Genomic DNA, 20,099 nt, shown 5'->3' with positions numbered 1-20,099 from the left:
CTGCCGGGCCATCCATGTTTGGGAGAGTCGGATGTCGCCTCTGGGTCAAACTGAGAAGTCCGTATGCTCAACCAGGAGGTTCGCTTTGCCCTCAATATCGGACCTGTCAGCCAAGCCTGATTGGTCTGAAAAGTGCAAGCAAGGGACATCCGGCAAGCAGTGCTAATTGTCCGCGCCCCTTAAACTCCTCGCTAGATTCTCCTAAACCAAACTTCGCGCGGCGCTCGAGATCATCACCACGCCGCCGGTGATGACGGCGGCGTCGAGGATCGCGGTATGGATACGTACCGGCATGCGCTCGACAAAGGCCCTGGCGAGGAACGCGCCGGGGATCGAGATCGCCCCGATCAGGACCGCAAACGCCAGCACCTGCGCGGTGACGACGCCGGACAGACCGAACACCGAAATCTTGATGATGGAGGTTGCAACCGAGATCACGGCGTCGGTGGCAATCACCGCCGCGCCTTCGAGGCCGACCGCCATCAACAGCGACAGCAGGATCACGCCGGAGCCCGAGGTGCCACCGACCACCACGCCATAACCGACCGCGCCGGCGCCAAGTCCGGCGTCGCTGATCCTGATATCGCGGCGTTTGGCCAGACGGCGCAGCGGCACGCTCAGGATCAGCATGCTGCCGATCACCAGCGCCGCGCCGGCGCCTGACAGCCGCGTATAGCCGTAAGCCCCGAGCGCGGTGGTCAGCGCCGCAGCCGATATCACGATCAGCGCGCGGCGGCGGTCGGCATAGCTGAGATAGGCGACGAAGCGGCTGAGATTGGTGAAGATCGAGGAGATCGCGATGATCGGCACCACGGGCTCGGCGCCGATCAGCGGCACCAAGACCAGCGGCATCAGCGCGCCGGTGCCGTAGCCGGCGAGGCCGCCGACCACGGAGGCAAACAGCGCCACGGCGCCTACCAGCAACAGCTGCATAACCGAGATATCGGCGAAGCCTGCGAGGATGTTCACGAGGACAAGTTCACAGGCGGTGGTCGCGGGCGAAGCGGGCGACGGTCTGCTCGGCAATGGCTGATAGCGCGGGTCGATCCAGCGGAAAATCCGCCGCGAGCCAGGCGTCTTCCGCCAATGTCAGCACGTGGCCGAGCGCCGGGCCTTCGGCAATGCCGCGCGCGATGAAATCCGCCGCCTTCAGCGGGAATTTCGGCGCGCTCCAGCGCTGCGGCAGGGTGGCAAATTCACGCCAATAGGCGGTGCGATGGTCCGCGAAGCTTTGGCTCCCCCCGCAGCGCGCCCATGCCAGCAAGAGCCGGTCGCGATACTGGTCCTCGCCGAGCCGATAGAGCCGCCGCCGCGCCCTCGCCTCGTCCATGTCGGCGAGCCGCCACCAGCGGTGGCCCATGGAATCGAGCGCCTTGGCTTCCGCATTGGTCAGACGCAGCCGCGCGGCGACGCGCTTGGCGTCCTCGGTCACAGCCACCGAAACCGCGGCAAGCCTGCGCACCGCGCTCGGCGTCAGCCCCAGCATCTGTTCCGCCGATATCATCGCCCCCAGCGGCCCGGTGTAGGTGACGCCGCCGACGATCGATTGCAGAAGACCGGCATCCGCCATCGCGGTGGCCGCAACCAGCGCGCCTTCGGCGACCAACAGCTTCAACATCTCCATGCGCATACGTTCGGCGGAGAGACGGGCCAGGCCCGCGCGGCCGCCAATGCAGGCGAGATAGCCGGCGCGGTCGGGTTCGCCGGCGCCATAGACCGCGTGCATGCGGAAGAACCGCAGGATGCGCAAATAATCCTCGGCGATGCGCTGGCCGGCATCGCCGATGAAGCGGACGTGTCTGGCCGCGATATCGGCAAGCCCGCCGACATGATCGTGCACGACGCCGTCCGCATCGACGGACAGCCCGTTGATGGTGAAGTCGCGCCGCTCCGCATCGCGAACCCAGTCGCGGCCGAACGCGACCTTGGCCTTGCGGCCAAAGGTCTCGGTATCCTCGCGCAGGGTCGTGATCTCGAACGGCACAGCGTCGACCACCAGCGTCACGGTGCCATGCTCGATGCCGGTGGGCACGCATTTGATGCTGGCCGCCCTGGCGCGACGCACCACTTCATCGGGCAGCGCCGTGGTGGCGATATCGATATCGCCGGGCGGGATTTTCAAAAGTGCATTGCGGACGGCGCCGCCGACCACGCGGGCTTCCTCGCCCTCGCCGTTGAGCAGAGCGAGCACGCGGGCAGCCGGTCCTGACTTGAGCCAGGGCGCGTCGGCAAGCACGCGCACCTCGCTCATTTCCCCGCTCCAGGTTTTTCGGTTCCGGGGATTTCCCTTCCCGGAACGAATTTGCCGTTCTCGATGTGGGCGGGCACGTAGGTCGAACCCGGAGGCGCCCCTCTGAAATGCGCGAGCAGGAGGAAACTCACGACCACGAGCAGCAGCGAGCCGAGCACGAGCTTGGCGACGAGATGCGCCGGCCAGGAAGTCTTCGCCAGCACGCCGGAACGGGTCGCAATCAGGAACAACGCATAGGCCACGAACGGGATCAGGAAAATTGCAAGTTCGGTCAATACCGGACGGATCATGCGAGATAAATCCGCTCGTACAACACCCGCAGGATGCCCGCGGTCGCGCCCCAGATGTAACGCTCGGCGAACGGCATCGCGTAATAGCTACGCTCCATGCCGCGGAATTCCTTGGAGTGGATCTGGTGGTTTTCCGGGTTCATCAGGAACGCCAGCGGCACCTCGAAGGCGTCGACGACCTCGCCCTCGTTGATGTCAAGTTTGAACCCCGGCTTCACCCGCGCCACCGTCGGCAGGATGCGAAAGCCGAACGCGGTCCCGTAGAGATCGAGATAGCCGATCGGCTCGATGAAGTCGCGCTTCAGTCCGACTTCCTCGTCGGCCTCGCGCAGGGCCGCATCCATCGGCGATGCATCGGTTGCATCGATCTTGCCGCCGGGAAAGGAAATCTGCCCGGCATGGCTGCTCAGATGCTCCGCGCGCTGCGTCAGCAGCACCGTCGGCTCCGGATGATCGACCACCGGGATCAGCACCGCCGCCGGCCGCACCGGCTGCTCCTGGGCGATGATCTCGAGCATGCGATCATTGCCCTCGTCGCCGGTTCTGGGAATGATATTGGGATCGATCAGGCCGGGCGGCACGTCGAAGTTCAGCCGCGCTTTGGTCCGCGCAAAGAATTCCGCCGAGCTGACCGCTGCCGGTTCCATCTTCTTCAGCATCGGCTCGTTCAAAGCGCGTCCCTCACCTGCTTCGCATCGGCCATCGCGAAGAACTCGCCGCCGGATTCGATTCCGAACATTGGCTGTCCATCGACCATCCGCTCCTCGCCCATGTCAACCAGATCGTAGTAGAGCGCGCGGGTGACCTTGGCCCACAGATCGCTGCGGACGTGAAGATAGGGCGTGAGCCCGCCGTCGGCGGCCATCTCGAACCGGAGCCGATGCCCGCCGTCGCAGGGCACCCAGTCGTCGACATTGGTGCGGAAGCGCAGCAGGCGGCCGCCGCTACCGCTTTGCTCTTTTTCCATCTCGACCGCCAGGAACGGCACATCGTCGACGCGGATGCCGACCTTTTCTACCGGAGTCACGAGAAAGTGCTTGCCGTCCTCGCGCTTCAGAATGGTCGAAAACAGCCGGACCAGCGCCGGCCGCCCGATCGGCGTGCCCAAGTAGAACCACGTGCCATCGCCGGCGATTCGCATGTCGAGATCGCCGCAAAACGGCGGATTCCACAGATGTACCGGCGGCAGGCCGCGTCCGGCGGGGCTGGCTTTCGCCGCATCGGTCGCTGCGGCGGAAAGACCTTCGAGGCCCGCGTTTTCGCGGCCCTTGCTTGCAATATCTCGAGCCTCACGGCCTTGTTCGCTGCTTTGCCCTTGCTTCGCCATTGTTTGCCTTAAAGCTTCTGCGGCTCGATCTGGCACGATTGGTGCACGTCCGAGAGACGTGAGCGGGAACAATATTCTCGCCATATCGTGATGCCGTTCATACCCCCAAATACCGATAATGTGGGGATAGTTTAATTCAGCGAATACATGGCCTTTGCGTAAGTTTAGCATGAGGTTCGTGGCATGACGACGCATTCGGCGGGGTCATGAAGCGGTTAAGGAGAGTGACATGGCTGGTGCAGACGGCGTCGAAAAGCTCGAGGATGCGATCGTCCGCTCCGCGGAACAGGTCGCCGGACAGATCAAGGCCGCGAAAGAAGCCATCTCCACCGTCATTTTCGGCCAGGAACGGGTGATCGAAAATACCCTGGTGACGATCCTGTCGGGCGGCCATGCGCTCCTGATCGGCGTTCCCGGCCTCGCCAAGACCAAGCTGGTCGAAACCCTCGGCATCACGCTCGGTCTCGACGCCAAGCGTATCCAGTTCACACCCGACCTGATGCCGTCGGACATCCTCGGCGCCGAAGTGCTGGACGAGAGCAATTCCGGCAAACGCTCGTTCCGCTTCATCTCGGGGCCCGTGTTCGCCCAGCTGCTGATGGCCGACGAAATCAACCGCGCCAGCCCGCGCACCCAATCCGCGTTGCTGCAAGCCATGCAGGAACAGCACATCACCGTTGCAGGCGCGCGGCACGATCTGCCCAAGCCGTTTCATGTGCTCGCAACGCAGAACCCGCTGGAGCAGGAAGGCACCTATCCGCTGCCGGAAGCCCAGCTCGACCGCTTCCTGATGGAGATCGACGTCGACTATCCCGATCGCGACGCCGAGCGCCGCATCCTGTTCGAGACCACCGGCGCGGACGAGACGCTCGCCAAGGCCTCGATGAACGCGGAGATCCTGATCACCGCCCAGCGGCTGGTACGCCGGCTGCCGGTCGGCGACAGCGTCGTCGAGGCGATCCTCTCACTGGTGCGGGCCGCGCGCCCCGGTACGGATGGCGGCGGCGACAAGCTGATCGCCTGGGGCCCCGGTCCGCGCGCCAGCCAATCGCTGATGCTGGCGGTGCGCGCCCGCGCGCTGCTCGACGGCCGCCTCGCGCCTTCGATCGACGACGTGCTCGACCTTGCCGAACCCGTGCTCAAGCACCGCATGGCGCTGACCTTCGCGGCGCGCGCGGAAGGCCGCACCATTCCTGACGTGATCAGGCAATTGAAGACGCGGATCGGTTGATGGCCGCAGAAACCAAGCACGCCAGCGAGGAGATCACAGCAATCCGACGTGCCGATGGCGAAAGCCGTACGCTCGCCGCATCGCTGCCGCGTCTCGTGCTTGAAGCCCGCCGCATCGCCGCCAACGTCATTCACGGCCTGCATGGCCGCCGCCGCGCCGGCTCCGGCGAAAGTTTCTGGCAGTACCGCCGCTTCGTCTCGGGCGAGCCGGCGCAGAACGTCGACTGGCGCCGCTCGGCGCGCGACGATCATCTCTATGTCCGCGAGCAGGAATGGGAGGCCGCCCATACCGTCTGGCTGTGGCCCGATCGCTCGCCGTCGATGGTGTTTGCCTCCAAGCAGGCGCGCGACAGCAAGCTGGAGCGCGGCCTCATCGTCACCTTCGCACTGGCCGAACTACTGGTCGCAGGCGGCGAACGCGTCGGCATTCCCGGCCTGATAAGCCCGACCGCCAGCCGCAGCGTCATCGACAAGATGGCGCAGGCGATGCTGCATGACGATGCGACGCGCACCAGCCTGCCGCCCTCATTCATCCCGTCGGCGCTGGCCGAGATCGTGGTGCTGTCGGACTTCTGGTCGCCGATGAACGAAATCCGTACCATGCTCGCCGGGCTGTCGGCCTCCGGCGCCCATGGCACGCTGATCCAGATCGTCGATCCCGCCGAAGAGACCTTTCCCTATGCCGGCCGCGTCGAGTTCGTCGAGCCGGAAGGCGGCGGCGTGATCACCGCGGGCCGCGCCGAGAGCTGGGCCAGCGACTATGTCGCGCGCGTGGCGCTGCATCGCGACGAGATTCGAAGCGAGACCAGCAAGCTCGACTGGCTGTTCTCGACCCACACCACCAGCCGCTCCGCGGCCGAGCTATTGTTGTTCCTGCACTCGGGCATGATGGTGAGCAAGGGCGCGGCGCGTTCCTCGACTGTCAAAGCGGGGCGAAGCGCATGATCGCGGGCCTGCCCCTCTCCTTTGCACAACCGCTGCTGCTGATGGGCCTGTTGACCCTTCCGGTGCTGTGGTGGCTGCTGCGCGTGATGCCGCCGCGGCCGAGGCGGATCGAATTTCCACCGACGCGGCTGCTGTTCGACATCAAGCCCAGGGAAGAGACCCCGTCGCGAACGCCGTGGTGGCTGACGCTGCTGCGCCTGACCGCAGCAGCGCTGGTGATCCTCGCCGCCGCAGGTCCGATCTGGAATCCGCAGACCGCCGCCGGCGGCAGCACCGCGCCGCTGGTGATCCTGCTCGATGACGGCTGGAGCGCGGCATCGAGCTGGGAAACCAGGATCAAGGCCGCCGACGAGTTGATCGCCAACGCCGACAACGACCGCCGCGGCATCGCCCTGGTGCCGCTGTCCGAGCCGGCGCGCGACATCACCTTGATGCCGGGCGGCACCGCCCGCGTCGCGCTGCGCCAGCTGGCGCCCAAACCCTATTCGATCGAGCGTGTCGAAACGCTCGCCGCGCTCGACCGCTTCCTCAAGACCACCGGCGATGCCGAACTCGCCTGGCTGTCCGACGGCGTCGATACCGGACGCGGCACCGAATTCCTGGAAGCGCTGGGCAAGACGGTCGGCGATCGAACGCTGACGATCTACGAGGGCGGCGCATCCCCAGCCCTGGCGCTGGTGGCCGCCGAAAACGCCGCGGCGAAGATGACCGTGAAAGTATTGCGCACCACCAGCGGCATGGCCGCCGGATTGGTGCGTGCGATCGACGCCAAGGGGTCGCCGATCGGCGAAGCCCGTTATGCCTTCGGACCGCAGGACCGCGAAGCCGAAGCCGCGTTCGAACTGCCGGTCGAGTTGCGCAACGACATCTCGCGGCTGGAAATTGCCGGCGAGCGGTCCGCCGGTGCCGTGCAGCTGCTCGACAAGCGATGGCGGCGGCGCGCGATCGGCGTCGTCACCGGCGCGACCAGCGACACCGCGCAGCCGCTGCTCGCCTCGACCTTCTATCTCACCCGCGCGCTGTCGCCGTTCGCCGACGTGCGGCTGGGCGACCGCGGCGCGCCGCAGCAGGTGATCGCTCAATTCCTCGATCAGCGGCTGCCGATGATCGTGCTGGCGGATGTCGGCACGTTGTCGCCGGAAATCCGCGAGCGCCTCAACGCCTGGATCGACCAAGGCGGCGTGCTGGTGCGTTTCGCAGGCCCCCGTCTCGCCCAGGCCGATGACGATTTGGTGCCGGTCAAACTGCGCCGCGGCGGCCGCAGCCTTGGCGGCAGCCTGACCTGGGAAAAGCCGCAGCATATGGCCTCGTTCGCCGCTGACGGCCCGTTCGCGGGCTTGCAGGTACCAAAGGACGTCACCGTCAACCGCCAGGTTCTGGCCGAGCCCGACGCCGTGCTGGCGACCAAGAGCTGGGCCTCGCTGGAAGACGGCACGCCGCTGGTGACCGGCGAACATCGCGGCAAGGGCATCATCAGCCTGTTCCATGTCGGCGCCGACTCGCGCTGGTCGGACCTGCCGATGTCCGGCAGCTTCGTGGAAATGCTGCGGCGGCTGGTCGACATGTCCGGCTACACGCAAAAGCCCGGCGCAGGCGTCGCCAGCGAACCGACCAATGTCGAGACCGTGGCGCCGCTGCGCACGCTCGACGGCTTTGGCGCGTTCGGCCCGCCGCCCTCCACCGCCAAGCCGATGCCGGCCGACTACCGCGACCGCGCCACCGCGGATCATCCGCCGGGATTCTATGGCGCGGCCGAAGGTCCGATCGCGGTCAACACGCTGGCCTCAGCCGATCGGATCGCGGCGCTCGACACGACGTCGCTGCGCGCCCGGCGCGCCAGCTACACCAACGCCGAACCGCGCGATCTCAGAGGCATCCTGTTGTCGTCATCGCTGGCGCTGTTCCTGATCGATGCGATCGTGGTCGCCATGCTCGGCGCGGGCCTTGCCGCGCTGTGGCGGCGGCGGACGGCAACCGCAGCATTGGTGCTGGCAATGTTCCTGACCGTCACGTCGATCGCGCCCGCACCGCTGCGCGCCGCGGACAATGATGACTTCGCCATCAAGTCGGTCTCGCAGACCCGTCTGGCCTATGTCGTGACCGGCAATGCCGACGTCGATTCCATCGTCAAGTCGGGCATGTCCGGACTAACGCTGTTTCTCGCCCAGCGTACCGCGCTGGAAGCCGGCGATCCCGTCGGCATCGATCCCGCGCGCGACGAACTGGCGTTCTTCCCGCTGATCTACTGGCCCGTTGTACCGGGGGCGCCGAAGCCGCCGCAGGACGCCATCAACCGCATCGATGCCTATATGAAGCAAGGCGGTACTGTCGTGTTCGACACCCGCGACGCCGTCGAGGCGCCGCCTGGCGAAAGCGGCGCATCGCAGACGGCGGGCATGCGCACCTTGCGCGAGCTGCTCTCCTCGCTCGACATGCCCGAGCTTGAGCCGGTGCCGCGCGAGCACGTGCTGACCAAAACCTTTTATCTGCTGCGGGATTTTCCGGGCCGGTTCAACTCGGGCCAGACCTGGGTCGAAACCCTGCCGCGCGAGGATGACGATGAGGCCGCATCGCGGCCCGCGCGCGGCGGCGACGGCGTCTCGCCGATTATCATCACCTCGAATGATCTTGCGGGTGCCTGGGCGATCCGTCCCGATGGCCAGCCGATGCTGCCGCTGACACCGGGCGAACCGCGTCAGCGCGAGTTCGCGTTCCGCGCCGGCGTCAACATCGTGATGTACACGCTGACCGGCAACTACAAGGCCGACCAGGTGCACGCGCCCGCCCTGATCGAACGGTTGGGGCAATGATGGTTTCCGTCATCCTGAGGTGCGAGCCTTGCGGTGCACTTGCACCGCTGGGCGAGCCTCGAAGGATGGGGCTCGGTCTCAATTCATCCTTCGAGGCGCGCCGCAAGCGCGACGCGCACCTCAGGATGACGCCAACTTGCTGGGTTAGATAAATGCAGTACGGCATCGCATTCACCCCCCTCGTTCCCACGCTCGTGCTGTGGATCGCGCTGGCTGCGATCGTCGCGATATCGGCACTGCTATTGATCAGCCGTGCGCGCGGTGCTGCGGTGCGCGTCACCGCGCTGGCGCTGATCTTGCTCGCGCTCGCCAACCCCTCCTTCACCCGCGAGGACCGTGAGCCGTTGTCGTCGGTCGCCGCTGTGGTCATCGACAAGAGCCCGAGCCAGAATTTCGGCACCCGCAATCAGGAGGCGGCGAAGGCGCAGGAGGCCCTGGTCGACAGCCTCAAGAAGATCAAGGGACTGGAAGTACGTGTCGTCGACGCCGGACAGGCCGACGGCGAAACCGACGGCACCAAACTGTTCGGCGCGTTATCGTCGGCGCTGGCGGATGTTCCCGTCGATCGGGTCGCCGGTGCCTTCCTGATCACCGACGGCAGGGTCCATGACATCCCCGCCAATGCCGCGGCATTGGGCTTCCAGGCGCCGGTGCATGCGCTGGTCACCGGCCGCAAGGACGAGCGCGACCGCCGCATCGCGATTTCAGCCGCGCCAAGATTTGGCATCGTCGGCCAGCCCCAGACCATCACCTACCGTCTGGACGACCAGGGCGTCACCGGCCAGCGCGCCAAGATCGTCGTGCGCCGCGACGGCGAGGTGATCAACGAACGCACGTTGCAGAGCGGCCAGACCGCCAATGTCGATATCGACATCAAGCATGCCGGCCCCAATATCGTCGAGATCGAGGCCTCGCCGCTGGAGAACGAGCTGACGCTGGTCAACAACCGCGCCGTGGTCGCGATCGACGGCGTGCGCGACAAGTTGCGGGTGCTGCTGGTGTCGGGCGAGCCGCATTCCGGCGAGCGCACCTGGCGCAATTTGTTGAAGTCGGACGCCAGCGTCGACCTCGTGCACTTCACCATTCTGCGCCCGCCGGAGAAGCAGGACGGCACGCCGATCAACGAACTGTCGCTGATCGCGTTTCCGACACGTGAATTGTTCCAGCAGAAGATCAACGAGTTCCAGCTGATCATCTTCGATCGCTACGCCCGCCAGGGCGTGCTGCCGATCCCGTATTTCGAGAATATGGCGCGCTATGTGCGTGCCGGCGGCGCTGTGCTGGTATCCGCCGGACCCGACTACGCCTCGACCAGCAGCATCTGGCGCACGCCTCTGGATTCGGTGCTGCCGGCCGAACCCGTCGGCGTCACCGAGAAGCCGTTTTATGCGCATTTGAGCGACATCGGCAAACGTCATCCGGTGACCCGCGGCCTCGAGGGCTCCGCCAGCGAGCCGCCGCGCTGGAGCCGCTTCTTCCGTACCGTGGAGACGCGCAATGCGGTCACGCCCCCGGTCATGACCGGCGCCGACGGCAAGCCACTGCTGCTGCTGTCGCGTTTCGGCGAGGGCCGCGTCGCGCTGCTGCTGTCTGACCATATCTGGCTGTGGGCACGCGGCTATGAAGGCGGCGGCCCGCATCTCGATCTCTTGCGGCGGATGTCGCACTGGCTGATGAAGCAGCCCGATCTGGATGAAGAGGCGCTGCGCCTGCAGATCCAGGGCAAGGACCTCGTGGTATTGCGCCAGACCATGTCCGACAACGTCGCACCCGTCACGGTGACGTCGCCGAGCGGCGCCACGCGCGAACTGACGTTGAGCGCGAGCGATCCCGGCACCTGGCGTTCGACCCTGCCGGCGAGCGAACTCGGCCTGTGGCAGGCGACCGACGGCACGCTGAAGGCGCTGATCAATGTCGGGCCGACCAACCCGAGGGAATTTTCCGAGGTCACTTCGACGATCGAAATGCTCAAGCCGCTGGCACAGGCGACCGGCGGCGACGCCCGCCGCGTGGTCGATGGGTCAAGCATCGACCTGCCCCGCATCGTACCGGTGCGCGCCACCAGCATCTTCCGTGGCGACGGCTGGATGGGCGTGAAGATGCGCGACGCCAGCGTCGTCAAGGGCGTCGGCGTGCTGCCGATGTTCGCCGGTTTGATCGGCCTGCTGCTGCTGCTCGGCGCGTTCGCCGCCACCTGGGTGCGCGAGGGGCGCTAGGCGCGACCGCCCACAAAGCTATTTATGCGGCCTCATCGGCACGTCGCCATCTGGGGAATGGATCGGTTAAAGCCGCCCATTCCTCGATGTGCATTCCCGACTTCCCCGCAACCAGGCAAGCATCAAGACGTGCCTTGATAAGTTCCTGATCCATGTCAGTACCGATGAACACGATCTCCTGGCGGCGGTCGCCATAAACATCGTTCCAGTTCTTCTTGAGCGATTGCCGCCAGAATGGATCGTCCGGCCAGCGGTCGGCAGGCACGTTGGCCCACCAAAATCCGAGGCCTTCGGTTCGGACAATCGCGCCGGCCTGACTTAATTCGCCCAGCCATTGCGGACGCGTGGCAATCCAGAAATGACCCTTTGCCCGGATGACTCCGGCCCAACTTTCCCTCAGGAATTGATGGAACTTCGCCGGCTCGAACGGTCGACGTGCGCGGTAGACGAAGCTGCCGACGCCGTATTGTTCAGTCTCCGGCGCATGGTCGGCAAAACCATACAGTTCCTTGAACCAGAGCGGATGTTGTTGCGCCCGCTCGAAATCAAAACGCCCGGTGTTGAGAATGCGCTCGAAGGGCGCATTGGCAAAATTGGTCTCCACGATATCGGCGGTGGGGTTGAGCGCGCGGATGATCTTGCGCGCGGTCGCCAGCTGGTCTTTGGAAGCATCGCCGATCTTGTTGAGCACGACCACGTCGGCGAATTCGATCTGCTCAACCAGCAGATCCACCATCGTCCGCTTGTCGTCGTCGCCGAGCGATTCGCCGCGATCCCGGATGAAATCGGTCGACGAATAGTCCCGCAGCAGATTTACCGCATCGACCACGGTGACCATGGTGTCGAGCACTGCCACGTCGGAAAGACTGTCGCCGTCTTCGGTGCGGAAATCGAACGTCGCCGCGACTGGAAGCGGTTCCGAAATGCCGGTCGATTCGATCAGGAGGTAATCGAACCGGCCGCTCTCGGCGAGCCCGCGGACTTCCTTCAAGAGATCGTCCCGTAGCGTGCAGCAAATGCACCCGTTGGTCATTTCGACCAGCTTCTCATCCGTCCGCGACAGGTTCGCACCGCCATCGCGTACGAGGTCGGCGTCGATGTTCACCTCGCTCATGTCGTTCACAATCACCGCAACTTTCAGGCCGTGGCGGTTGTTCAGCACGTGGTTCAGCAAAGTTGTCTTTCCAGCCCCGAGGAAGCCGGACAAGACGGTGACGGGGAGTTTTCGCGTGGACATCAAAGAGCCTGTTCAGTGCACGGATTCCCAAACGGGGTGGACGAGGCATGGGATTATCCAGATATGTAATGTTATAACATAACAATCTGAACTCGGTTCTGCTGTCAATTGGGAAATTGAACGTGCCGGAGTGCTGGCTTGCTAGACCTCCAAACGACGATGATCAGCTCGGCTCGCACGCCGTTGCATAAATCACACACAGGGTTTGAATCGTGCCCACACCCGGACTGAGCGCGTTGACCCCTCAAACCATCCCTGATGTTATAATGTTACATTGGGGCGACCGAGATATCTCCGCCGCCCCGGGGACAAGGCCTCCATCGTCGTGAAGTGGTTCCGCAATAACGTCAAACACGGCGCTCGGCTGGCGCTGTTTGCACTCGCGATCCAGTTTGCGCTGTCCTGCGGGCATTTCCACGGCGGTGCCGCCCTAGCCGAGCCTGCGATCGCGACCGGTCAGGCGCAGGTCGATCGCGATCATGCGCGAAGTCCGGTCGCACCGCATGTGGCAAGCGAAGCAGGGCAAACCCAGCCGTCACCCAACCACGGTACCGACCACCCGGGTGAGGCTTGCGCGATCTGCGCTGTCATCTCATTGGTCAACAACGTTTTGTTCTCGACGCCGCCGCTGTTGCAGCTGCCGCAGGCCGTCGAACTCCTGCATCTGACGACCGACGCCGAATTCGCGCATCTGGCGTCCGTTTATCCAGCCTTCCAGTCCCGGGCCCCTCCCGCCTCCTGACATCGATGGACTGATGCACCCGAAGGGGATCGCCGCGCGAGATGCGGCCGATCCGCCAAGGGATAAATCGAATCGATCCGTCGCTTGACGGAATCAGGATCGGGATAATGACATTCAATAAGAGACGAGCGTTCCACGTCGGTGGCGCAAGCTGGCTATTCCTGTGTGCGGTCGGCAACGGCGCGATGGCCCAAGGTGCGGCCGCGCCATCCTCCTCGACACAACTGCCGGAAATCACCGTGACCGCGCCAAGTCCGATCGTGCGGCGAAACGTGACCCCGTCGCGAACCCCGGCGCGCGTCGCCCGCGGCGCGCCCGGCCGCAATCGCGAACGCGACAATCAGCCGCAACCGGCCCCGGTCGCCGCCGCACCCCAACAGGGCGTGCTGCCGATCGTGACCGACCAGTTCGCGACCGTCACCGTGCTGCCGAACGAGGAGATCCGCCGGTCGGGCGGCGCTACGCTCGGCGATCTTCTGTTTTCCAAGCCGGGCATCACCAGTTCCAGCTTCGCGCCCGGCGGTTCAACCCGGCCGGTCATCCGGGGTCTCGACGTCAATCGCGTCAACATCCTCGAGAATGGTATCGGCAGCAACGGCGCTTCGGATCTCGGTGAGGATCATTTCGTCCCGATCGATCCGCTTGCGACCAACCAGATCGAGGTCATCCGCGGGCCAGCGACCCTGCGCTATGGATCGACGGCGATCGGCGGCGTCGTCAGCGCAACCAACAACCGGATTCCCGATGCCATGCCCTCCTGCGCGGCGGCACCGTTCCAGACCTATGGACTCCCCGCCAAGGCTCCGCTCGCGAATGTGCAGTCGCCGTCCTGCGTGACCGCGGAAACGCGAACGGCGGTCAGCTCGGTCGATCGCGGCGTCGAAGGCGCTGTCCTGCTCGATGCCGGCGCGGCCAATGTCGCCGTGCATGCCGACGCCTATGGCCGCAAGAGCGGCGATTACAACATCCCGGGCTACCCGTATTTGTTCGACCAGACCCAGCCGGTCAGCGGCCGTCAGCCCAACACGGCCGCGCAGGCCGCCGGCGGGTCGATCGGCGGCTCGTATATCTTCGACGGGGGCTTCATCGGCGCCGCGATCACGCAGAACAATTCGCTGTATCGTATCCCCGGCATCGAAGCCTCCGAGCACCAGTCCCGCATCGACGCACGCCAGACCAAGATAACGGCAAAGGGCGAATATCGGCCCGATGCCGCGGCGATCGAGGCGATCCGATTCTGGGCAGGCACCACCGATTACAAGCACAATGAGATCGCTCTCGCAGATGCCGCCGACCCCGCGACATTAGGCGTGCGGCAAACCTTCACCAACAAGGAGCACGAAGGCCGCGCCGAGGTCCAATTGATGCCGTTCAACGCGCGCTTTGCGACGGTGACATCCGCATTCGGTCTGCAGGCAAGCCACCAGAAATTGACCGGATCAAGCCCCGACGATCCGACTTCCCCGCTCAACGGCCTGTTTGACCCCAACAAGAACACCAAGGTCGCCGGCTACACGTTCAACGAATTGAGATTCACCGAGACAACCAAGGCGCAGATCTCGGGTCGCATCGAGCGCGTCGATCTGACCGGAACAACACCCACATTCATTCCCGAATTGTTCGACCTGGCTGTAAATCCCGGCGATATCGGCCCACCGACGACAAACAACCTGCACTTCACGCCGAAAAGCGCCAGCGTCGGCCTGATCCAGGAACTGCCATGGGGCCTCGTCGCCCTCCTTACCGGTCAGTATGTGGAGCGCGCGCCCAAGCCTGCCGAGCTGTTCTCACGCGGTCCGCACGAAGCAACCGCCACTTTCGACATCGGCAACCCCAACCTCGGCATCGAAACCGCCAAGTCCGTCGAGATCGGGTTGCGGCGGGCAACCGGACCATTGCGGTTCGAGGCGACCGCCTACTACACGAAGTTCAACGGCTTCATCTACCGGCGTCTGACCGGCAACACCTGCGAGGACGTCGCCTGCGTCAGTCCCGCCGATCCGGCTGCTCCGCTCGAGCTAAATCAGGCGATCTACTCGCAGCGCGATGCCACCTTCCGTGGCGCCGAATTCCAGAGCCAGCTCGATGTTTCGCAATTCTACGGCGGCATCTGGGGCATCGAAAGCCAGTTCGATGTCGTCCGCGCCACCTTCGCCGACGGCAGCAACGTTCCCAGGATTCCGCCGGTGCGCGCCGGTGCCGGCGTGTACTGGCGCGATGCGAACTGGCTGGCGCGCATCAACTATCTGCATGCCTTCGCGCAGAATGATATCGCGGTGGTCGGTGAAACGCCGACCGCGGGCTATAATCTGCTGAAGGCGGAGATCAGCTACAGGACGAAACTCGATGCGAGCTGGTTCGGCGCCCGCGAGATGATGGTCGGCCTCGTCGGCAACAATTTGCTGAACGAGAACATCCGCAACTCGGTGTCCTACAACAAGGACGAGGTCCTGCTGCCGGGCATCGGGGTGCGGGCGTTTGCGAACTTGAAGTTCTAGGTCGGTCAGTGGCTTCATCCTTCGAGACGACCGCTTCGCGGTCTCCTCCAGCGATGAGCTTACGCTCACGCGGGGATGAGGTTCCCAACCCTCATGGTGAGGAGCGCGGCAACGCCGCGCGTCTCGAACCATGTGGGCCACCGATCAGCGCGCCTTGCTCCAGTCCGGGCGAATGGCGCCGGAAACGTCGTTGAAGGCGCCATCGACGAGTTCGGCGACCAGGAGGCGGCTGTAATCGACAGGACCCGGCATGGTCGCCCGCCCCTTCGGCACGGCCTTGAAGCCGACACGGCTGTAATAGGCCTCGTCGCCGACCAGAATGACCAGGCGATGGCCCTTTTCCCTGGCATCCTTCAACGCGCGATCGAGCAGCATGCGTCCCACACCGCGGCTGCGAAACGGTGGCTCGACCGTTAGCGGCCCGAGCATCAAGGCGGGCGTATCGCCAATGCAAATCGGCAACTGCCGCACCGAGCCGACCATCAGGGTGCCGATCCGCGCCGTAAACGACAGATCGAGCAGATGATCGACATGCTCGCGCAGCCGGTAGGCACTCAGCACGAAGCGGCCGGGGCCGAACGTGCGTTCGAGCAGCCGCTCGATCGCCTGCGCGTCCTTTGGCGTTTCGGGCAATATGGTAACGGAGAGTTCGCTCATGGTGGAGCGCGGGATAGCATCTGGCGGCGGCGCGGTCCATTGCCGGCTGCGCCAAATCCCGCTTTGCCTCATTTCCTGTTCATGGCCGGTTGCGACAGATAGGCCAGCAGTTTCATCTCGCGGCGGCCGCGCGTTACCGTATCCAGCACCAGCCCTGATGAAACCGACAGCACCGCCATAATCATCAGGCCCATCGACAACACCGCGGTCGGCAATCGCGGAACGAGACCTTTCTCGAGATAGGTGATGACGACGGGGATCGCGAGAACGACGGAAATCACCATCAGGAGCACGCCAATCGCGGTGAAGAACCGCAGCGGCTTTTCCGACCGGTAGAGCTTCACGATAGTGCCGAGGATCCGAAAACCGTCGCGCCAGGTGTTCAGCTTGCTGAACGAGCCCACCGGCCGGGCAAAATAGGGTGTCTCGATCTCCGCGACCGGCAGCGCCAGTTCGAGTGCATGAACGCTGAGCTCGGTTTCGATCTCGAAGCCGTCCGACAGGACCGGAAACGATTTTACGAAGCGGCGCGAGAACACGCGGTAGCCGGACAGAATATCCTTGAACGCCTGACCGAACACGGCGGACAGAAAGCTGGTCAGCATCCAGTTGCCGGTGCGGTGGCCGGGCCGGTAGGCGGCAACCGATTGGTCGACGCGAAAGGCCACCACCATGTCGAGATGGTCGTTGACCAGCAGATCGATCATGCGAGGGGCGCTGGAGGCGTCGTAGGTGGCGTCGCCATCGACCAGCACGTAGATGTCGGCATCGACATCGGCAAACATCCGCCGCACCACGTGTCCCTTGCCCTGACGGCGCTCGCTGCGGACCACCGCGCCGGCGCCCCGCGCCACTTCGACCGTGCGATCCCTGGAATTGTTGTCGTAGACGAAGATTTCGGCCGCCGGCAGCACCTTGCGAAAATCAGCGATCACGGTCGCGACGGCCGCCGCCTCATTGAAGCACGGCACCAGAACCGCAATCCGCAACGCCGGTGTCGTCATCGCCGACCCACCGAATCAGGCCTGACCATGGATCGCCGATACCGCTTCAGGGCTTTTGCCAGTTGAGGGACGCCCGGCTCTGCGGCCTTGCGGCGCAGAATGAGCGTTGCGAACAGCAGCGTCCACAGCGTGAGCATGTCGATCGGCATGATGTAATAGGGCGTAAAGATCGGATGCGTCATGAAGAAAATCACATTCACCACGAGATTGGCGGCGAGCACCATGGCAGCCTGTCGCGCGCGCCCCTGATGGAAGCACCACAGCCAGGCTGTCCAGGCGGCGGCGATCGCCAATAACGTGAACTGCACGTCGCCGACATACTGCCGGAGGACCGTGGCGTCCAGTTCCGGCGGTGCGACGTCCTGTCCGCCATAGGTCGTCGTGAACGGACTGCCCGCATTGATCGCATTCGCGATCAGCGTCGGCGCCATCCCGATCAGGAATGCAACGCCGAATGCCGCGCCCTGCAGGAACGTCTCCCGGTTGCGCGCCAGCAGGAATGCGCCGGCGAGATACAGGCAGTACCCGGCCGACAGGAACAGGTTCGGCAGGCGCAAATTCACCGACAGGCCGATCAACAGCCAATCAGCACGAGCAGCACGACCCGATGACGCGATCCCTCCGCGAACAGCTTCGCGGTGAGATAACCCGCGAGCGCGCAAACCATCATGGTCGGCGCCATCGAATAACTCGCCTTGGTCGGATTGATCATCAGGTAGATCGCGATATCCGCGAAGACCGCCACCAGCGCGAGCGAATAGAGTGTCGATGCGTAACTCATCGCCAGAAATGCAAAGCCGACGGCGACGATCGACGCCAGCACATAGAGCGGAATGACCTGAGAGCCCTCGGGAAACAACGCCAGCATGAACCCGGTCCCCGGCGGATACTGGATGACGTATTTGTTCGTCTTCGCCATCCAGATGTGACAGGGAATTTTCGACACTTCGTTCCAGTCCGGAAAGCCGATCGCCTTCAGCTTGCTGACCAGATATTGATCGTCGTCGCGCTTGATGTCGGTATTGAGCCCGTCGAGGCCAAATTTTTGAAACAGATGGGCCTGCCGCAAATAGCAGACGTCGTCATAGACCCCGCGGCTCTCGCTCCAGTGCGAGATGGTCCAGACGTTGCTCGCCAGCATCGCCAGGAAGCCGAAGCCGCACAGAAACTTTAGCAGTTTCATCCCGTCCATGGTCGAGCGGCCCCCGCCTCGATTTCTCCGCTTCTAGAGCCTTTTCCGTTCTGATGGAATCGGAACGGAGCTCTAGATTCTTGTTTTGACGCGTTTTCTTGACGCGAACCGGTATCCACCCCGGATCAGGTCCGGGGCAGGCTTTCGCTGGAAAACGCTCCTTGCGCTGCGATGCCGGGACGCAACCAAGCCGCCCCAAAGCCCGTCAACGCCAGGTCGCAATCCGTGCCTTGCCGTCCAATATTTCGGCGATCCTGGTCCGCGTGCCCTTGGTGGTTTCCGCGGGCAGCGCGGCCACATCGTAGAAGCCGCATTCCACGATCTCGCGGTTGGGATCCGGCAAGCGGTCCTGCCGGAATTGCCTGACGACATAGACCGCGACATGGTCGCGGCGGGAGACGTGGCTGTTGAGGAACAGGCCATGCAACGGCGGCTCGTCGGTCAGCTCGACCCGCCCCTCCTCCATCAATTCGCGCCGCAATGCCTCGAGGAAGGTCTCGCCGACCTCAACCCCGCCGCCGGGCAGATGCCAGCCGGAGATATAGCTGTGCCTGACCAGGAACACCCTGTTGCTGCCGTCGAGCACGACGCCGCGAACCCCGAGGGTCATGCCGCGCGCGAGCCGCCAATAGAGATGCATTACCCGCCGCAGCTGCGGCTCGAAGCGCTTTCGGAGATCCTGCAGGGCCGTCACAAACACCTCGGATAATCAGACATGAGGTTTGATCCTTGCGCGGATAACGCCGACTTGCCAATACATCGCTGGGGTTTCGGGCAAGATTCTTGACGAAGCGCTTGACGAGGTTTTCGATGGCCGCATACACGCTGGCGCATTTGTCCGATCCGCATTTGCCGCCGCTGCCGGCGGCGCGCTTTCGCGATCTCACGGGCAAGCGTGCGCTCGGCTATCTCAACTGGACCCGCAACCGCCACAAATACCACCGCCGCGAGGTGCTCGATGTGCTGGTCGCCGACATGCAGGCCCAGCAGCCCGACCATATCGCGGTCACCGGCGATCTGGTCAATCTGGCGCTGGAATCCGAGTTCTCGCCGGCGCAGGCCTGGCTGGAAAGCGTCGGCGCACCGCACGAGGTCACGGTCATTCCTGGCAATCACGACGCCTACGTGCGTGCCACCAGGCATCGGTTTGCCGGCACGTTCGGCGACTATCTGCGCGGCGATGCCGGGCCGAACGGCGCGACATTTCCATTTCTGCGCCGCCGCGGCCCGCTGGCGCTGATCGGCGTATCCTCGGCGGTGCCGACGCTGCCTTTGATGGCGACCGGCAGGCTCGGGCGGGCCCAGCTCGATGGACTGGACAAAATCCTGGCGCAACTGTCGCCCCAGCAGGCGTTCCGGGTGCTGCTGGTCCACCATCCCCTGCATTCCGATTCCCACGTCAAGCGGCTGACGGATTCGCGGCAGTTGCGGGCGCTCTTGAAGCGGCATGGCGTGGAGCTGGTGCTGCACGGGCATGACCACATCCATTCGACCATGTGGGTCGAAGGCGCCGACCGCCAGATTCCCGCGATCGGCGTGCCGTCGGCGTCGGCGCTGGCGCACCGGCATTATCCGGCCGCGGCCTATAATCTGTTTTCGATCGAGCGCGACGGCGACCAGTGGCGCTGCGTGCAGACCGTGCGCGGCTTTGGCGACGACAATGAGATCCGGCAACTGACGCAGGTGAGGTTATCGTAACC

At 64.4% G+C, this 20,099-nt stretch carries 18 protein-coding genes; 7 read left to right on the top strand and 11 right to left on the bottom strand.

The window, feature by feature from the left end:
* Positions 1 to 201: 201 nt before the first annotated feature.
* From ACSQ84_RS15775 to ACSQ84_RS15755, 5 genes are read right to left on the bottom strand one after another with little or no spacing between them, the layout of a single operon-like run.
* On the bottom strand, positions 202 to 969 hold the full coding sequence (locus tag ACSQ84_RS15775; RefSeq protein WP_436212604.1) for a TSUP family transporter: 768 nt from the start codon (positions 967 to 969) through the stop codon (positions 202 to 204).
* Between the two features lie 10 nt (positions 970 to 979).
* Positions 980 to 2,251 (bottom strand): CCA tRNA nucleotidyltransferase, encoded by a 1,272-nt coding sequence (locus ACSQ84_RS15770; RefSeq protein ID WP_436212603.1) that lies wholly within the window; start codon positions 2,249 to 2,251, stop codon positions 980 to 982.
* Positions 2,248 to 2,541: a DUF6111 family protein gene (locus ACSQ84_RS15765; protein WP_436212602.1), complete on the bottom strand. Its 294-nt coding sequence runs from the start codon at positions 2,539 to 2,541 to the stop codon at positions 2,248 to 2,250. The genes ACSQ84_RS15770 and ACSQ84_RS15765 overlap by 4 nt, the downstream gene beginning before the upstream one ends.
* A complete protein-coding gene (locus ACSQ84_RS15760; RefSeq protein WP_436212601.1) occupies positions 2,538 to 3,200 on the bottom strand; it encodes a CoA pyrophosphatase in 663 nt (220 codons plus the stop codon). The genes ACSQ84_RS15765 and ACSQ84_RS15760 overlap by 4 nt, the downstream gene beginning before the upstream one ends.
* 8 nt (positions 3,201 to 3,208) lie before the next feature.
* On the bottom strand, positions 3,209 to 3,868 hold the full coding sequence (locus ACSQ84_RS15755) for a DUF1285 domain-containing protein (protein WP_436213089.1): 660 nt from the start codon (positions 3,866 to 3,868) through the stop codon (positions 3,209 to 3,211).
* A gap of 229 nt (positions 3,869 to 4,097) precedes the next feature.
* Here ACSQ84_RS15755 and ACSQ84_RS15750 point away from each other — a divergent pair, with 229 nt between their 5' ends.
* The 4 genes from ACSQ84_RS15750 (at position 4,098) to ACSQ84_RS15735 (ending at position 11,069) form a co-directional block, all read left to right on the top strand.
* Positions 4,098 to 5,099, top strand: coding sequence for an AAA family ATPase (locus ACSQ84_RS15750; protein WP_436212600.1), 1,002 nt, complete (start codon positions 4,098 to 4,100; stop codon positions 5,097 to 5,099).
* On the top strand, positions 5,099 to 6,043 hold the full coding sequence (locus ACSQ84_RS15745) for a DUF58 domain-containing protein (protein WP_436212599.1): 945 nt from the start codon (positions 5,099 to 5,101) through the stop codon (positions 6,041 to 6,043). Before ACSQ84_RS15750 ends, ACSQ84_RS15745 begins: the two co-directional genes overlap by 1 nt.
* Positions 6,043 to 8,853, top strand: a complete 2,811-nt coding sequence (locus ACSQ84_RS15740; protein ID WP_436213088.1) for a DUF4159 domain-containing protein — start codon at positions 6,043 to 6,045, stop codon at positions 8,851 to 8,853. Before ACSQ84_RS15745 ends, ACSQ84_RS15740 begins: the two co-directional genes overlap by 1 nt.
* Before the next feature lie 152 nt (positions 8,854 to 9,005).
* Complete coding sequence (locus ACSQ84_RS15735) at positions 9,006 to 11,069, top strand: hypothetical protein (protein WP_436212598.1); 2,064 nt, start codon at positions 9,006 to 9,008, stop codon at positions 11,067 to 11,069.
* A gap of 22 nt (positions 11,070 to 11,091) precedes the next feature.
* Here the strand turns inward: ACSQ84_RS15735 and zigA are convergent, their stop codons facing one another.
* Complete coding sequence (zigA, locus tag ACSQ84_RS15730; protein WP_436212597.1) at positions 11,092 to 12,306, bottom strand: zinc metallochaperone GTPase ZigA; 1,215 nt, start codon at positions 12,304 to 12,306, stop codon at positions 11,092 to 11,094.
* Positions 12,307 to 12,631: 325 nt separating this feature from the next.
* Between zigA and ACSQ84_RS15725 the strand changes: the two genes are divergently transcribed.
* Together ACSQ84_RS15725 and ACSQ84_RS15720 are read left to right on the top strand one after the other, a co-directional pair.
* Positions 12,632 to 13,048, top strand: coding sequence for a DUF2946 family protein (locus tag ACSQ84_RS15725; protein WP_436212596.1), 417 nt, complete (start codon positions 12,632 to 12,634; stop codon positions 13,046 to 13,048).
* A 107-nt stretch (positions 13,049 to 13,155) separates the two neighbouring features.
* Positions 13,156 to 15,546, top strand: coding sequence for a TonB-dependent receptor (locus ACSQ84_RS15720; RefSeq protein ID WP_436212595.1), 2,391 nt, complete (start codon positions 13,156 to 13,158; stop codon positions 15,544 to 15,546).
* Between the two features lie 144 nt (positions 15,547 to 15,690).
* Here the strand turns inward: ACSQ84_RS15720 and ACSQ84_RS15715 are convergent, their stop codons facing one another.
* The 5 genes from ACSQ84_RS15715 to ACSQ84_RS15695 all read right to left on the bottom strand — a co-directional run bounded on the left by ACSQ84_RS15715 (position 15,691) and on the right by ACSQ84_RS15695 (position 19,093).
* Positions 15,691 to 16,203, bottom strand: a complete 513-nt coding sequence (locus tag ACSQ84_RS15715; protein ID WP_436212594.1) for a GNAT family N-acetyltransferase — start codon at positions 16,201 to 16,203, stop codon at positions 15,691 to 15,693.
* Between the two features lie 68 nt (positions 16,204 to 16,271).
* Positions 16,272 to 17,207, bottom strand: coding sequence for a glycosyltransferase family 2 protein (locus tag ACSQ84_RS15710; RefSeq protein ID WP_436212593.1), 936 nt, complete (start codon positions 17,205 to 17,207; stop codon positions 16,272 to 16,274).
* Positions 17,204 to 17,785 carry a hypothetical protein gene (locus ACSQ84_RS15705; RefSeq protein WP_436212592.1) on the bottom strand — a complete coding sequence of 194 codons (582 nt, stop codon included), beginning with the start codon at positions 17,783 to 17,785 and terminating at the stop codon, positions 17,204 to 17,206. The genes ACSQ84_RS15710 and ACSQ84_RS15705 overlap by 4 nt, the downstream gene beginning before the upstream one ends.
* The gene (locus ACSQ84_RS15700; protein WP_436212591.1) at positions 17,782 to 18,399 is read right to left on the bottom strand and encodes a hypothetical protein; all 618 of its coding nucleotides are present in this window, start codon (positions 18,397 to 18,399) and stop codon (positions 17,782 to 17,784) included. The genes ACSQ84_RS15705 and ACSQ84_RS15700 overlap by 4 nt, the downstream gene beginning before the upstream one ends.
* A 205-nt stretch (positions 18,400 to 18,604) precedes the next feature.
* Positions 18,605 to 19,093 carry an NUDIX domain-containing protein gene (locus ACSQ84_RS15695; protein ID WP_436212590.1) on the bottom strand — a complete coding sequence of 163 codons (489 nt, stop codon included), beginning with the start codon at positions 19,091 to 19,093 and terminating at the stop codon, positions 18,605 to 18,607.
* Between the two features lie 116 nt (positions 19,094 to 19,209).
* On the opposite strand from ACSQ84_RS15695, the gene ACSQ84_RS15690 reads away from it, so the two are divergent.
* Positions 19,210 to 20,097 carry a metallophosphoesterase family protein gene (locus ACSQ84_RS15690; protein ID WP_436212589.1) on the top strand — a complete coding sequence of 296 codons (888 nt, stop codon included), beginning with the start codon at positions 19,210 to 19,212 and terminating at the stop codon, positions 20,095 to 20,097.
* Positions 20,098 to 20,099: the final 2 nt, after the last annotated feature.

The sequence above is a fragment of the Bradyrhizobium sp. LjRoot220 genome, from assembly GCF_964252915.1.
In the GTDB taxonomy this organism is placed as follows: Bacteria; Pseudomonadota; Alphaproteobacteria; order Rhizobiales; family Xanthobacteraceae; genus Bradyrhizobium.
The sequence above is the reverse complement of the archived record's forward strand: the minus strand, read 5'-3'. Positions and strand labels throughout refer to the sequence as shown.